Origin of the sequence: Bacillus sp. V26, from assembly GCF_034296245.1 — a bacterium.
GTDB classification, from domain to species: domain Bacteria; phylum Bacillota; class Bacilli; order Bacillales; family Bacillaceae; genus Bacillus; species Bacillus halotolerans.
Genome location: NZ_JAXKQF010000003.1, coordinates 224515 through 239079, shown reverse-complemented (window position 1 = coordinate 239079; position 14565 = coordinate 224515). Strand labels below are relative to the sequence as shown.

Below are 14565 nucleotides of genomic sequence, written 5' to 3'. Positions count from 1 at the left end.
AAAAAGTGCATCCTGTACATAACCGGCGTAACGGATTCTGTGAAATTCGGCGTGACGGCGATGAACGGAAAAAAGCTGGCTCTTTTAAGGAGCCAGCTTTTTTGTGGTTATTGTGCCTGCGCTGAGGCGCTTAATGTAAATAATTCTTCGAGCTCATCTGTAGACAGCTCGGTAATCCAGTTTTCACTTTGGATAATTTGGTCGTTCAGCGTTTGCTTCGTTTCAAGCATCATATCAATTTTTTCTTCAATTGTTCCCGTTGTAATCATTTTATGAACGTGGACAAACCGCTCCTGCCCGATGCGGTATGCCCGGTCAGTGGCTTGGTTTTCAACAGCCGGATTCCACCATCTGTCATAATGAATGACGTGATTGGCGGCTGTCAGATTGAGCCCGGTGCCGCCCGCTTTCAGCGACAGAATCAGTGTCGGGTATTCTTTCTTTTGAAATTTCTCAACGAGTGCATCGCGGTCTTGCTTAGAAAGACTCCCGTTCAAAAACTGCACAGGTTCGCCGAAGGTTTTTTCAAGCAATCGCTTCATCATGTTCCCCATTTGAATATATTGCGTGAAAATGAGACAGCTTTCGTTTTGGGCGCGGATCGCTGTCATCAGCTCAAGCAATTTTTCAAGCTTGACCGAACGTCCGGCCAGCAGCTCGGTTTGATCTTCCTTCAAATAAAGCGCGGGATGATCGCATATTTGTTTAAGCCGTCCGAGCATGCTGAGGATCAGTGCTTTTCGCTGCATGCCTGTCAGTGACGTCATATGTTCAAAAGTGTCTTTCACCAGCTGCTCATAGAGGGACGCCTGTTCGGCTGACAGCGGAATAAATTCTTTTTGCTCCAGCTTGTCGGGAAGGTTTAATGCGACGTCCTCATCCCGTTTTGTCCGCCGCAGCAGAAACGGCCGGATTAATTGCTGAAGCTGTTCGATTCTTTTTTCGTCCCGGTCCTTTTCGATCGGCAATACATAGCGTTTATGGAAACCGGTCAGACTGCCAAGGTAGCCTTTATTCATGAAGTCGAAAATCGACCATAGCTCAGTCAAGCGGTTTTCCATCGGAGTTCCGCTCAGCGCGATATGGTGAATGCCCTTCAGCTTTCTGATTGCGCGTGATTGCTTCGTGTGCGCGTTTTTAATATTTTGTGCTTCGTCAAGACAAATTGTGTTCCATGTCACCGAAGAAAGCTCTTCAGAATCGGCATGCGACAGCCCGTAGGAGGTTAAGACAACATCCGCGTTTTCATAATAGCCGGTGAAGTCTTCACCCTTCGGACGGCGCGGGCCGTAATGGAGAGCGACCGACAGATTGGGCGCGAAGGTTTGAAGCTCCCTCTGCCAGTTGCCGAGTACGGATGTCGGCGCGATGATCAGATTCGGTGTGTTTTGCCGTCCGCTTTCCTTCACATGAAGAAAATAGGCGATCATCTGAATGGTTTTCCCAAGCCCCATATCATCGGCCAGACAGGCGCCAAAACCGCTTTGCCGCAGAAACAGCAGCCAGTTCATGCCGTATTTCTGATACGGGCGGAGCGTGCCTTGAAAGGAGGGGCTGACCTCATGCTCCGGCAGATTTTCCGCTGTTGTCAGCTTTCGAATAAGTGATCTGAGCTGTTTTGACAGGTCGAATTGAATACCGGCAAAAGCGGATGTATCCATGATGTCTGAGTCCTCAAGCCCGCCTTCCTGCTGATCCATCAGCTCGCGTGCCAGAATATCAGACATATGGAGCCCTTCTGATTCCGCTTTCTCCATCAGCCGTTTCATCTGTTTGATAAATTGCGGATCTATTTTCACCCATTGCCCGCGAATATTGACGAGGCGTCTGTTGCTCGCGACAAGCTCGTTAAATTCATCCTCTGTCAGCTCAATGCCGTTTGTCGCAAACCGCCAGTTAAAATCAAGCAGCGCATTCATGCCGACAAATGACTCGCCGCGCGGGGCGGAAGACACCTTTGCTTTAAGCATCATGCTGCTGTCTCTGACAATCTGCCACCAGGATGGCAGGAGGATTTCAACGCCCATATCGACAAGCGTCTCACTTGCCTCTGTCAGGAAAATCCAGGCTTCTTCCTCTGAAATCAGCGTGGTGCCGGAATCAAATGACAGCCACGGAACCGTTCGATGAAAGCGGTCCTGCTCGCGTGCGATTTTATCGCTGTAGGCCTGCCACGATTTTTTGAGGCTTTTCAGCCCGTCAAAAAATACAACCGCGCCGCTCTTTTTATCGCGTAAAAACATTTCGATTTTCCAGTCATCGCCGTCAAAGTCTGGTTCATTCAAGCGGAGGCCAACCGTAAACGGGGTTTGATCGTCAACCCAGCCGATGCCTTCGAGAAAATCCTCTTCATCCAGAAAATGTCCGCGAAATGTTGTGACCGCAGGTGATTTTTCTTTGATATTTTCCCATTTTTCACGCAGTTCGTCGTCATATTGAATATAATCCTGCACCGCGGCTGAAAACCATTCCGCAGTAAAGCCATCCAGAATGCTGTCCCGATCCTTCCAGCGGAAAACACCGTTTGTCCATGCTTCGTAGTCAGGCAGGAAATCGCCGTCCGCGATAAATTCGTAAATGGTGGACGCTGCCTCAATCAGCGGTTCCGTTTCTTCTGTAAGCTGCACGGAGCTGAATGAGTTGAACGAGTTTTTGCCGAGAAGCTCTACAGTCATCCATGGAGAAAGCAAAACCGCGGTTGTCCCGATGAAGCTGACATCCTCAAGGAAGGTTCCGTAAAATGAGGATTCGTGCCATTGAAACAAATGCTTTTTCATGTGGCTGTAGGGAAGGGGCTGCTCATTCTCATCAAAGGCTGAGAGCGTAAATGACCCGTCTTCCATTTGTTCGACGTGAATGAGTATTTCTTTAAGACTCGCCATCAATCAACTTTCCTTTCTGCAGTTCTTCTTGAAGGGCGCGCAGGCGCTTGTAATGTGAGCTCAGCTGCTGAATATAGCGTTCCCATACCTTCAGTTTTTTCGCTTTTTTGTAGAGCGTCCGCAGTTTTTTCAAATACCGGGCTGCTTCCTTGTAAGAGCTGCGGTTTTTCTGGTCGATAAAAAAGGCCACTTCTCTGTGGTAAGCGGGTATAAGGGCCTCGGGATCGCTCGACGCGATTTCTTTGAGCATCGTTTTATCCATTTCATAAATTGAAAAGCCAACAAGGCTGTGGATTTCGATCCACTCGGCATAACGCTTTTTCTCATACAAATGATGGCTGTATTCTGTGAAAGTATACGGCAGACAGCCTGCCGCATAGCGTTCAAACAGCGCCTGGTCATTGGTTTGCTTCACATACGCGTTCAGCAGAAGAAACAGCTCGCCAATCACATCGCGAATTTCTTTAAAAGGCTTATCCAGCTTCGTATAACCAATCGCAATCGATTCAATCCGGAGGTACCATGCTTTGAGCCGTTTCCAATCCTTTTTCGCGGTGATTTCACTCAGCCATTGGAACGTATACGGCAGCGCTTCCGGCGGAAATTGGCCGGTTTCCGCAAAAATCGCGTCATCATGTTTCTGCAAAAATTCTAAATGCAGACGCCCGAATTGCAATTCAGGAGAAAACCGCCGCCCGGCTTCTTTTTGCAGGATCTCTTGCTCACGCGCCACCCATTTCGGCCGCGGCAGCAGCGCACTCCAAATTTCACCGAAAATGCGGATGCGTTCATATTGAAAAATATCTTCCTTCAATAAGAGATCCCGAATGACATCCGGCGTTTTCTCCAGAAAGGGATCGAGTGCAAACGACAGCGCATACGTTTTTAATTTATCAATTGAGCTGTAGATCGTGTCCATCAGCTGTTCGACATAAGGATTGAGGGAGTAAAAATCATGCTCGGGGTCCAGTTTTTCTTCTTCAATCAATGTAAACATGCGAAGCCACACCGCGATCGCTGAATGAATCTGATACAGGCTTTTCAGCTCCGGCTTGTTCGGGGCATGCTTTTTCAAAGCGGACAGATAGCCGTAATAGAGGCCCTGCATGTTTTGGCTGCCTTCAGCCGTGCGTGCCTGCCAAAGAGAAAACTCTGAATCGAAAAAAGCAAGCCAGCTTGAAAGCGACTCTTCATTAGGCAGCACCTTCTCTTGGAATTGACGCCGGACGAGCTCTTTGCTTTCTTCAAGCTTTTCCCTCTCCAGCCAGTGCTCTGTAAAAGTTCCCACTCGTTCAAACATTGCATATACATATAAAAAAACAGCCAGCTTATGGCGGCAGATTCTCCCAGACGGACATGAACAGCCGCTTTTGGCTATGACAAATAAGTTCAATGTGACCCGCACAGGCACAACATCCTGCACGTAAGCCGTAACTTCCGTCGGACTCACTGCTTGTAAACGATAGACTGAATCCTGCCGATATAAAATAAGGGCTTTTTTGATCAGCTGAACATTTTCCTCGCTGTAAGGAAGAAGCTCTTTTAATTGTTCAGCCGATGCCAGCACATCGTCTTTAGAAATCATATTCTGAAGCATGATTATCGCTCCTAACCGAGTCACGTAATAAAAAGATCCAATTTCTCTATTATATCGCAACACAACGGCATGAAAAAGTTTTTCCTAAAATAGGACATAAAAAATGGGATGTGTCGAATGATGTATTAGAGATTGCAAAACGAGAGCCGGCATCATATAATAATCGTGTTTTCAACTTAATGGAAGCTGAAAGGAATAAAATGATGAGTGAAAAGAAATTGAATCAAGAAGAATTTCTGAAAATTTTGATGCATGCACATGATATTGGTGAGCAGTCATCTGAGATGACCACAAAGGAAATGCTTGAAAATTTGATTTCTCATATTAAAAATGGATACGCAACATAAAAATCCCGCAGGTTTTTAGCGGGATTTTTTTCTGAATAATGACCGGAAGGAGAAAAAGATTCAGCTCTGGCAAGACAATAAATAGAGCGCTTACAAGATGGAAGCTGAAAAACTGTTATTGTAAATTTTTGTCGAATATTGTCATGTGAAAAGATGGAGAAATGCTGTTTTAACGTTGTATAATCGTATGGAAAAGGATGTTATAAGCTGATTTGGAGGTATCATGGGAGAATCTACTAGTTTAAAAGACATACTATCAACGTTAAGAAAACGCATACTTTTGATTATGATTGTAACCGCAGCTGCGACTGCTGCCGGCGGATTCATCAGTTTCTTCGCACTTACACCCATCTATGAAAATTCAACTCAGATCTTGGTCAATCAATCGAAAAACGACCAAAAAGAAGTCCAATTTAACGATGTCCAAACCAATCTTCAATTAATCAATACGTACAATGTCATCATTAAGAGCCCTGCTATTTTAGACGAAGTGATTAAAGAGATGGGCTTGTCGATGACATCCCAGGAGCTGAATGAAAAAATTACTGTTTCCAGCGAGCAGGATTCCCAAGTGGTCAATATTTCTGTCAGAGACGGGAGCGCGGAAACAGCGGCTCACATTGCCAACACTGTCGCATCTGTCTTTAAAGACAAAATCACTTCGATTATGAATGTTGATAACGTAAGCATTCTGTCAAAAGCTGAGGTTTCCGGACATCCGTCGCCTGTATCGCCAAAACCGCTGCTGAACATCGCCATCGCGTTTGCGGCAGGATTGGCAGGAAGCATCGGGCTGGCCTTCCTGCTTGAGCATTTGGATAATACGATCAAATCGGAAGAGCAGCTCGAAACGTTGCTGGACATACCGGTATTAGGGACGGTTTCCACCATTGCGAATGAACAGAAAACAGCGAAGAGCTTAAAAGGCATTCAATCTGATAAAGCGGGGAGTGGACATTTTGGCGCTTAGAAAAAGCAAGGGTTCATGGAGTCGCAAAAATGTCATTGCGCTGACAGAGCCGAAATCCATGAATTCAGAACAATATCGAACGATTCGAACAAATATAGAATTTTCTTCAGTGGACCGCCAAATGAAATCTGTGATGATCACTTCGGCGTGCCCTGGAGAAGGGAAGTCTACCACAGCTGCTAACCTTGCTGTCGTATTTGCACAGCAGGGAAAAAAGGTTTTGCTCATCGATGCAGATTTGCGAAAACCTACAGTACATACCACTTTTCAACTAGAAAATATGACAGGCTTAACATCCGTTTTACTGAAAAAATCCTCACTGAAACAGGCTGTGCAAACGTCTCAGGAACAAAATCTTGATGTGCTGACGAGCGGCCCGATCCCGCCGAATCCGGCCGAGCTGCTTTCCTCCAAGTGGATGGAGGAGCTTGCGGATGAAGCGTGTGCGGCCTATGACATGGTGATTTTCGATACGCCGCCTATTCTCCCTGTAGCAGACGCACAAATTTTAGGGAACGTCGCAGACGGTTCCGTTTTGGTTATTTCAAGCGGAAAGACGGAAAAAGAAAAAGCCGCAAAAGCAAAAGAGGCGCTCGATTCGTGCAACAGCAAGCTTCTCGGAGCCATTATGAACGGCAAGAAACGCTCGAAGCACTCTGACTACGGATACTACGGACATGAAGACAATTTCATACAAAAATAAATAACGTGCATACTGCCCGTTATTTATTTTTGCGAAAAAAGGAGGCTTAGAAATGATTGATATTCACTGCCATATCCTCCCGACAATGGATGATGGGGCAAGGCACCTGGACGACAGCATCGAAATGGCCAGGGCGGCTGTTCGTGAGGGAATCAGAACCATCATTGCAACCCCGCATCATAAGAATGGTTCATATGAAAACGAGCAAATCGCTGTCAGAGAAGCGGCAGACCTGTTAAACAAACGTTTAATGAAAGAGGAAATCCCGCTCACCGTACTGCCGGGACAGGAAATCAGAATCTACGGGGACTTGAAACAGGATTTGGCTGAAGGGCGGCTGCTGTCACTGAATGACACGAAATATATCCTGATTGAGTTTCCGTTTGATCATGTTCCGCGATATGCCGAGCAGCTTTTTTATGATTTGCAGCTGAAAGGATACGTTCCGGTTGTCGCGCATCCCGAACGCAATAGCGAAATTCGCGAAAATCCGTCCTTGCTGTATCATCTTATAGAAAAAGGAGCGGCATCTCAGTTGACAACCGGAAGCCTCGCAGGAGTTTTCGGGAAACAGATGAAAGCATTTTCGCTGCGGCTGGCTGAAGCCAATCTGATACACTTCTTAGCCTCAGATGCTCATAATCTGAAAACAAGAGACTTTCGCTATCAGGAGGCTCTCCGTGTTCTTGAGAAAGAATTCGGTACGGAATATTCTTATATGCTGACAGAAAATGCTGAGCTTCTTCTGCAAAATCATGCGATTTACAGGCAGGAACCGAAGCCGGTCAAAAGAAGAAAACGATTCGGGCTCTTTTGATCTGCAATTCTCATTTCCCCACTTTCTTTGTGAGAACGATATAATAGTATATTGTATGATTGAATTATATTTCAGAAATCTGTACAGGCTGTTTCCGGGAGATCATCCGCATTCATGTCAGGATATTCTCATACGATAATACGGAAGCTGTAAAGCAGCAATTTAACTGTTGGAGGGAAACAATGAATATAACAGTCATCGGAACAGGCTATGTCGGTCTTGTGACAGGTGTTTCTCTTTCTGAGATTGGCCATCATGTAACTTGCATTGATATTAACGCTCACAAGATTGAAGAAATGAGAAAAGGGATTTCCCCTATATTTGAACCGGGTCTTGAAGAGCTGATGAGAAAAAATATAGCTGATGGGCGGCTGAGCTTTGAAACGAGCTACGAGAAAGGCTTAAACCAGGCAGAGATTATTTTTATAGCGGTCGGCACACCGCAAAAAAACGACGGACATGCGAATCTGGAGCATATTACAGATGTGGCCAAGCGTATTGCCCGGCACGTGACGCGAGATGCGATTGTCGTAACGAAAAGCACAGTGCCTGTCGGAACAAATGATTGGATTTACGAGCTGATTACCAAACATCTTGCGGAGCCTGTCAGCATATCGATCGCATCCAACCCGGAATTTTTACGTGAAGGGTCAGCCATCCATGACACGTTTCATGGAGACAGGATTGTGATCGGAACAGCTGATCAGGACACCGCCAGAAAACTGGAAGAGCTCTTTCTTCCGCTCAATATCCCGATTTACCAAACGGATATCAGAAGCGCCGAGATGATCAAATATGCCTCAAATGCCTTTCTGGCCACTAAGATCAGTTTTATAAATGAGATTTCGAATATATGTGAAAAGGTCGGCGCTGATATTGAATCTGTCGCATACGGCATGGGGCAGGATAAGCGGATCGGGAGCCAGTTTTTAAAAGCGGGCATTGGCTACGGCGGTTCTTGTTTCCCAAAGGATACGAACGCTCTTGTGCAAATTGCGGGCAATGTCGAGCATGATTTTGAGCTGCTGAAATCGGTCATCAGGGTCAACAACAATCAGCAGGCGATGCTGGTTGATAAAGCGCTGAACAGGCTTGGCGGAGTAACGGGAAAAACGATCACCCTTTTGGGGCTGTCATTTAAACCGAACACGGACGATATGAGAGACGCGCCGTCGATTGTCATCGCTAACCGCCTCGCCGCACTAGACGCCCATATCAAAGCCTTCGATCCCATTGCCGTCAGCCACGCGAAGCATATTTTGCCGCAGGCTGTTGAATACAAAAAAACGATTGCGGAAGCCGTTAAGGGGGCAGACGCCGTCATGATTTTAACGGACTGGGATGAGATTAAACAATTTTCATTAGCAGATTATCAAGATTTGATGGAGCAGCCGCTGATTTTTGACGGCCGAAATTGCTATTCATTAGAAGAGGCTGCCGCCGCCGGAGTGGAATACTATTCTGTAGGCCGGAAAGCGGTTGTTCCGGCAGGTACAATGTCATAGATGTAAAGGAAAGACTGGCGGGATGCCGGTCTTTTTTTTGTATTTATACGATGGATATATTCGCTAAGGTTTACCTATTGTTTGAAACTAGTGGGTGCTGCCTACAGATTTTCAGTTTGAGTAATAGTCGGGCATGGGGACAGTGGAATTCTTTGATTAATTCGGTTGGAATACGCGTATAAAGAACATACCATCATGCTTTTACAAATTGATTCAGACGATGATATTGATTTGTTGTGGGGAGACGTCGGCATCGCAAATTTTTTCATCACACCTGATGATGTAAGGGGAAAAGACTTTTCAAACGTTCTGTACAATGGGGACTGCAGCTAATACAAGCTTTTGATCCCAAAGGGTCACCATAGCCGCCAATAGGGTCAGAAGCGGAAATAAAATAAGCCAAACAATAAAATCAGGTGAGGCTGAGTCAATACAGAACATAAATATGACCAATAAGCAGAGCACTGTAAGAGGCATTGACCAAAGGCCGTGTTTTCTAAACAATAAAGTGCCTGCCATTCCAAATACAAAGAAGGACAGAAAAGGAAAAACCACGAAAAATAACATCATCGGACTGAAAAAACTCATTGTCATCCCTCCGTTTCACCTCTTAGTCTTTACAAGATTTTACCACATAAGAAAATGAACAGATCATCAAATCTGCCTCTTTCAAGTGTCTTTTTGACTACGACTTTAGAATTTGTCACCATATAAAACGCTCGCATTGACCTTATAACGAACAAAAAAGAGACTTTAGACCTTCGTATTCGGAGCATTATAAGCCTAAATTAAGCCGTTTACCCTATTTAAGCCGCCTTCCGGCTATTTTAAAATATAATATATGGAAATAAAGTATGGAAAAGTCTATCTTCATCAGCCCCTCCATACGACTTTTTGAGTATTAAGAGGTGATACAGATGGGTTATGAAAGTGTATTAGCAAATATCAAAAGTTCACTTAACGGAAAAATTTCAGACGTTGAAGACAAGATTGAAAAGCTGAAAAAAGCAAAAAAGGATATAGACACACTGCAAGAAGAGGCAATTACTGAAATCAAAGAAATCGTAAAACCGGAATTGGGCAAGCACTGGACAGGAACAAAAGCGGATGATTTTGATAAAGGAAGAGAAGAGGCAAAATCGGAAGCATTCAAGATTGTGAATGATAAATATAGCGATTATATGGCGTCTATTAGTGGTGAAATTTTAGATCTTGAAATCCAAAAAGCCACTTATGCAGGAGAATTGGTCATAGCAAATGGTGCAGCAAATCTTCTTAAAAAGGGAGAAGAGTTCGCGGAAGAAGTAGGAAATACAATTAGTCAACTGAAATGGTGGTGATCTTTTTTTATGTCAGAAATTAAGCTGAAGTACGATACAGTCATCAAAACATTGGATTCTGTCAAAGACGCGTTGGCTGACGTATCAATCGGCGCAGCAGGATCCAATGGAAAAAACAACCTCGATTACACGAAAAAATATCATGAGCGTGAGGAGAACATCAAAACCATGCTCGGAGATTATAAAAAAGCGGTACAGAAAAATATCGAGGATACGAAGGATAATGTTGATTCACTGAAAGAGCAGGATGAGGCGATCGCAGTAAAATAGAAGAGAAAGGGCAGTGCGATGAGTAAAGTATTTGAATCACAATCTTTAATCGATGAAGCGAAAAATAGAAAAAAGCAATATGAGACGCTGGAAGAGCAGCTGAACACGCTAAAAAAGGCGTTTCAGGAAGTTGCTGATTTAGGTGACGATTTTAAAGGAAAAGGCGCGGACAATATTAAGGACTTTTTTCAGGGACAGGCGGAAATCGCCGACAGCTGGCTGACGCTTGTCTCTGCTCAAATTGCGTTTTTAAACGGCATTTCCGGTGATATTAAAGATCAAGAACTCAGTGATTCATATGTGGAGACGTCATTTTTGGATCATGAGCTCCCTAATGGAGACTTAAAAGCCTCAGAAATTGTCTCCGCTCATAAAGCAGAAATCGATTCTATTTTGTCAGGCATCAGCGATATTATTGATCTCGACATGTACACGCTTGACGACTATGCAGATAAGATGGACGATGCCCAGAAAATCAGACGCGACACGATCACGGCAGTCGATAAGCTTGATGAATCCCTGACCACTGAATATCAAAATTTAGAATCTCTGGACAACGCAGTGCTCAGCAAATATTCTGTTCTTATGCAGGCCACCAGCAATGGGAAAAGCGCATCCCCTATGTACTATGACAAAAAAGCCTTCCACAGCAATGAAGTCTATAAAAGCGTGATTGATGTTGAAAAACAGGGAACAACCTATATTGACGCAAAAGCCCAGCAAGCCGAAGCAAGACGGCTTCAGGAAAAAGCGGAAGAAGAAGCGAACAAACCGTGGTACGAAAAAACATGGGACGGGATTTGCACCTTTACCGGTGAAGTCTCCGGCTATTATGATTATAAAAGAGCAACCGAAGGCGTTGACCCGGTTACCGGAGAAAAACTCTCCGCCGCAGAACGTGTGACAGCAGGAGCAATGGCTGCAGCCGGATTCATACCGGTCGTCGGCTGGGCAGGCCGCGCCTTCAAAGGCGGAAAAGCCATCTACAAAACCGGAAAAGCAGTTATCGCGGCTGAACACGCTTTAGACGCCTACAAAACAGGCAAATCCTTAGACATTCTCAAAATGACAGAAATGGGCGCATACGGCCTTGTTGCGTCAAACGGATTCTCTGAAGCTGTCACAGGTAAAGATATGTTTGGAAACAAAGTGTCTGAGGAGAAGCGAAAGACGGGTGCGCTGGAAGCGGCGTTGAGCTTGGTTGGCGCAGGTGCATTGGCGAAACACATTAATAAAGGCATCCCGCTTGCAACCCATTCAAAAGTCCAAAAAGCAAACAAGACTCTCGAAAAAGTAAAACAATTCAAAGTCCCGACAAATGTCCGCGTGTACGCAGAACGCCCAGTAACAACGAATGGCTTTACGTACGGAATTCCAACAGTTCGTGTAAATGTTGAAACGACTGCTGTGAAGGACCTTGGGATTGTGAAGATGGTTAGTGATGGCGTCCGTAAGGGAAGATCTCATAGTCCTAACATTTCTAAAAATCACGATAAAGTAGCACATGATGGATATTATGGTCGTAAAAAATTTAGAACCATGCTTAATAATGCTTCGTTTACTCCACATGGACATAAACATGTTAAGGCTAAAACACCTGAAGAAGCAAAACGTTTTAGTATGACAGGTAAAAAAGCTGCTCAGTACTTACCAGATGTGAATAACAAAGCTTTAGAAAAAGAGGCACTTCTAAAAGGTCATATTATTGATAATGGAAATAATAACTATTATTTCATTTATGATGCAGGAAAAACAGTCGGTTATGATCTAGGTACACCAACAAGCTGGATTAGAGCGGAGTTTTCTGGTGGTGAATATCATGGTCATCCGATTGCTGGAAGTCGATTAGATAAGTATTTAAAACAACTTGGTATTGATAAGTAATAGGAGGCTTTTATGAGAAAGATAAAAAAAATGCCAGAAATAAGTTTACAATCCTTAAGGATTCCAAAAGGATGGACCATAAATCAAAACAGTTTTAGAGAAATTGATCCGAAAAACCTAGCACCAGACGATGAAAAGTGGTTATTTTTTTCACAAGATTTATTGCAATTAACATACACTCGTAAAAATTACTTACTTGATTTAGGTTGGTATCCAGATGCGGATGCTAATGGATTTTATCAACTAGTTATGATACAAAATGAGGATTGGGATCAACCCATGTATGAGTTTCAATCAAATAGCCATAATGAAATAGTTAAAAATATAGAATTTATATTAAACAAAGTTACGAATAATGAAATGTAGTTAATCATTTAATTAAAACTATTAAAAAAGTTTGCAGAACCTAAGTTGCAAGTTTTTAAACTGGATTTTTTAAGAGAAATGAATACAACAAAAAACAGATACTAGTTAACAAAAGGTAGGATTGATTTTAGATGCATGTTAAACAAATACATCTTTTCAACCTAAACAGAGAAGAATTTGTAAAAACACAAAGATCCCTTAAACATAAAATCAACCTATCACCTACCATCACCCCAGACTCCATCAACACCTGCGCAGGCGTCGACCTCGCTTATTGGGAACAGGACGGCGAACCATACGGGGTGTGCAGTATCATCGTGATTGATGCTGATACAAAAGAAGTCATTGAAAAAGTGCACAGCATGGGGAAAATCAGTGTGCCATATGTGTCTGGTTTCCTTGCGTTTCGCGAGCTGCCGCTGATCATCGAGGCGGCCAAAAAGCTGGAGACAGAACCGGATGTGTTTTTGTTTGATGGCAACGGGTATCTGCATTACAACCATATGGGCGTTGCCACCCATGCGGCTTTTTTTCTGGGTAAGCCGACAATTGGGATTGCGAAAACCTATCTCAAAATCAAAAGCTGTGATTTCGTAATGCCTGAAAATGAAGTCGGTTCATACACAGATATTATCATTGACGGCGAGGTATATGGCCGGGCGCTGCGGACGCGGCGGGACGTGAAGCCTATTTTCTTGTCTTGCGGACATAACATTGATTTAGAAAGCAGCTATCAAATCACGATGAGCCTGCTTAATAAAGAAAGCAGGCTGCCGATTCCTGTCCGCCTGGCTGACCTTGAAACACATGTCTTACGAACGTTTTATCAGAAAAATCACGGGTAACACTTGGGGCTCTAAGCCATCAAGTGTTTTTTTGTATGCTGTGTGCTTTCCTGCTTTATCAAAAACCTTGTCTTCCTTGCAGAGAGGTTTTATTTGAATGTTTTCCGCGTCAAATCGATAAAAGCCTTTAATGGTGCAGACATCCACTTGTCCTTATGCCATGCTAGTTGAGTAAAAACGGGACAGTCGTTTTGCCAGTGGAGTTCTTTCATCCGACCTTCGGCAATATCGTCTTTTACTGTCATTTCAGGCAATAGTCCAATTCCAAGTCCGGCCATCACGCATTGTTTGATGGCTTCTATGCTGACAAATTCTAATTTGTTAGGGTAGACACCGGCGTCGTGTAAGGCGTCCTCAAAGAGCATGCGGTATGAGCAGCCGTCCTCTGTCAGCAGAAGGGTTTCGTTTTGAAGATCCTTCAATGTTACTGGTAAATCTGCAGGAAAAGGATGGTCGTTAGCAGCCACCATTTTGATCTCATCCTGAATCAAAGATTCAACGTGTAATGCGTCATCCGGCCGGTTTACATCCAAGATGAATGTGATATCTAGCTGGCCCTGTAAGAGCTGTTCTTTCGCTTGGTCGTTTGAAATATACGGTTTGAATATGAGCTTTACTTGGGGAAAAGCCTGTTTAAATTCTTTTATGATAGGCGGAAGGCGGTATGTGCACTGGCTTTCCGTCGCCCCGATTTTCAAGGTTCCGGTTGTTTCTCTTACTTGATTTGCGGCCATTTTTGCTTCTTCTGTTAACGCAATAATCTTCTCCGCATAGGATTTGAATGTTTTGCCGGCTTCTGTCAGGATGAGCCGCTTGCCGAGCCGTTCAAATAAAGGAGTCCCGATTTCTTCTTCAAGTGATTTGATTTGGGAGGTTACGCTTGATTGTGCATAATTAAGCATCTTGGCGGTAAGGGTGAAGTTTACATGTTCTGCCGCCGTAATAAAGGTGATCAGCTGCTTCAATTCCACCTGTTCTCTTCCTTTCTAAATCGGTTTTTCCGATTGAATTAATCGAAATAATCGTCTGTATTGATTGA

14 protein-coding genes and 1 pseudogene are annotated in these 14565 nt (G+C 44.1%); 11 read left to right on the top strand and 4 right to left on the bottom strand.

Annotated elements, in window-relative coordinates:
- Positions 1-107 precede the first annotated feature (107 nt).
- On the bottom strand, positions 108-2882 hold the full coding sequence (locus tag UJ203_RS11970) for a DEAD/DEAH box helicase (protein WP_322011040.1): 2775 nt from the start codon (positions 2880-2882) through the stop codon (positions 108-110).
- Complete coding sequence (locus UJ203_RS11965) at positions 2869-4479, bottom strand: SWIM zinc finger family protein (protein ID WP_322011038.1); 1611 nt, start codon at positions 4477-4479, stop codon at positions 2869-2871. Before UJ203_RS11965 ends, UJ203_RS11970 begins: the two co-directional genes overlap by 14 nt.
- A 203-nt stretch (positions 4480-4682) precedes the next feature.
- Here UJ203_RS11965 and UJ203_RS11960 point away from each other — a divergent pair, with 203 nt between their 5' ends.
- The 6 genes and pseudogenes from UJ203_RS11960 to UJ203_RS20910 form a co-directional block, all read left to right on the top strand.
- On the top strand, positions 4683-4826 hold the full coding sequence (locus UJ203_RS11960; protein WP_010332161.1) for a hypothetical protein: 144 nt from the start codon (positions 4683-4685) through the stop codon (positions 4824-4826).
- A gap of 223 nt (positions 4827-5049) precedes the next feature.
- Positions 5050-5796 carry a YveK family protein gene (locus tag UJ203_RS11955; protein ID WP_024123106.1) on the top strand — a complete coding sequence of 249 codons (747 nt, stop codon included), beginning with the start codon at positions 5050-5052 and terminating at the stop codon, positions 5794-5796.
- Positions 5786-6499: a CpsD/CapB family tyrosine-protein kinase gene (locus UJ203_RS11950; protein ID WP_322011034.1), complete on the top strand. Its 714-nt coding sequence runs from the start codon at positions 5786-5788 to the stop codon at positions 6497-6499. Before UJ203_RS11955 ends, UJ203_RS11950 begins: the two co-directional genes overlap by 11 nt.
- A 52-nt stretch (positions 6500-6551) precedes the next feature.
- Positions 6552-7316: a tyrosine-protein phosphatase gene (locus UJ203_RS11945; protein WP_322011033.1), complete on the top strand. Its 765-nt coding sequence runs from the start codon at positions 6552-6554 to the stop codon at positions 7314-7316.
- A 182-nt stretch (positions 7317-7498) separates the two neighbouring features.
- On the top strand, positions 7499-8821 hold the full coding sequence (locus UJ203_RS11940) for a UDP-glucose/GDP-mannose dehydrogenase family protein (protein ID WP_322011031.1): 1323 nt from the start codon (positions 7499-7501) through the stop codon (positions 8819-8821).
- Positions 8822-8989: 168 nt separating this feature from the next.
- Positions 8990-9154 (top strand): annotated as a pseudogene (locus UJ203_RS20910) (DUF1963 domain-containing protein); the annotation flags it as partial.
- Here the strand turns inward: UJ203_RS20910 and UJ203_RS11930 are convergent.
- Positions 9122-9409 (bottom strand): hypothetical protein, encoded by a 288-nt coding sequence (locus UJ203_RS11930; protein ID WP_322011030.1) that lies wholly within the window; start codon positions 9407-9409, stop codon positions 9122-9124. The pseudogene UJ203_RS20910 and the gene UJ203_RS11930 overlap by 33 nt on opposite strands.
- A 329-nt stretch (positions 9410-9738) precedes the next feature.
- On the opposite strand from UJ203_RS11930, the gene UJ203_RS11925 reads away from it, so the two are divergent.
- From UJ203_RS11925 to UJ203_RS11905, 5 genes are all read left to right on the top strand, one after another.
- The gene (locus tag UJ203_RS11925) at positions 9739-10161 is read left to right on the top strand and encodes a YwqH-like family protein (protein WP_322011029.1); all 423 of its coding nucleotides are present in this window, start codon (positions 9739-9741) and stop codon (positions 10159-10161) included.
- Positions 10162-10170: 9 nt separating this feature from the next.
- Positions 10171-10431, top strand: coding sequence for a YwqI/YxiC family protein (locus tag UJ203_RS11920; RefSeq protein ID WP_105954069.1), 261 nt, complete (start codon positions 10171-10173; stop codon positions 10429-10431).
- Between the two features lie 18 nt (positions 10432-10449).
- The gene (locus UJ203_RS11915; protein WP_322011026.1) at positions 10450-12315 is read left to right on the top strand and encodes a ribonuclease YeeF family protein; all 1866 of its coding nucleotides are present in this window, start codon (positions 10450-10452) and stop codon (positions 12313-12315) included.
- Positions 12316-12327: 12 nt separating this feature from the next.
- Positions 12328-12681 (top strand): hypothetical protein, encoded by a 354-nt coding sequence (locus tag UJ203_RS11910; RefSeq protein ID WP_105990839.1) that lies wholly within the window; start codon positions 12328-12330, stop codon positions 12679-12681.
- Between the two features lie 131 nt (positions 12682-12812).
- Entirely contained in the window at positions 12813-13526 is a 714-nt protein-coding gene (locus tag UJ203_RS11905; protein ID WP_322011022.1) for an endonuclease V, read from the top strand.
- Positions 13527-13615: 89 nt separating this feature from the next.
- Here UJ203_RS11905 and UJ203_RS11900 read toward each other — a convergent pair whose 3' ends face one another.
- Positions 13616-14497 carry a LysR family transcriptional regulator gene (locus tag UJ203_RS11900; protein WP_322011020.1) on the bottom strand — a complete coding sequence of 294 codons (882 nt, stop codon included), beginning with the start codon at positions 14495-14497 and terminating at the stop codon, positions 13616-13618.
- Positions 14498-14565 lie beyond the last annotated feature (68 nt).

Coding starts and splice junctions, on each gene's coding strand:
- UJ203_RS11970 (WP_322011040.1), bottom strand. CDS start 2,882: ATGGCGAGTCTTAAAGAAATACTCATTCACGTCGAACAAATGGAAGAC.
- UJ203_RS11965 (WP_322011038.1), bottom strand. CDS start 4,479: ATGCTTCAGAATATGATTTCTAAAGACGATGTGCTGGCATCGGCTGAA.
- UJ203_RS11960 (WP_010332161.1), top strand. CDS start 4,683: ATGAGTGAAAAGAAATTGAATCAAGAAGAATTTCTGAAAATTTTGATG.
- UJ203_RS11955 (WP_024123106.1), top strand. CDS start 5,050: ATGGGAGAATCTACTAGTTTAAAAGACATACTATCAACGTTAAGAAAA.
- UJ203_RS11945 (WP_322011033.1), top strand. CDS start 6,552: ATGATTGATATTCACTGCCATATCCTCCCGACAATGGATGATGGGGCA.
- UJ203_RS11940 (WP_322011031.1), top strand. CDS start 7,499: ATGAATATAACAGTCATCGGAACAGGCTATGTCGGTCTTGTGACAGGT.
- UJ203_RS11930 (WP_322011030.1), bottom strand. CDS start 9,409: ATGAGTTTTTTCAGTCCGATGATGTTATTTTTCGTGGTTTTTCCTTTT.
- UJ203_RS11925 (WP_322011029.1), top strand. CDS start 9,739: ATGGGTTATGAAAGTGTATTAGCAAATATCAAAAGTTCACTTAACGGA.
- UJ203_RS11920 (WP_105954069.1), top strand. CDS start 10,171: ATGTCAGAAATTAAGCTGAAGTACGATACAGTCATCAAAACATTGGAT.
- UJ203_RS11915 (WP_322011026.1), top strand. CDS start 10,450: ATGAGTAAAGTATTTGAATCACAATCTTTAATCGATGAAGCGAAAAAT.
- UJ203_RS11910 (WP_105990839.1), top strand. CDS start 12,328: ATGAGAAAGATAAAAAAAATGCCAGAAATAAGTTTACAATCCTTAAGG.
- UJ203_RS11905 (WP_322011022.1), top strand. CDS start 12,813: ATGCATGTTAAACAAATACATCTTTTCAACCTAAACAGAGAAGAATTT.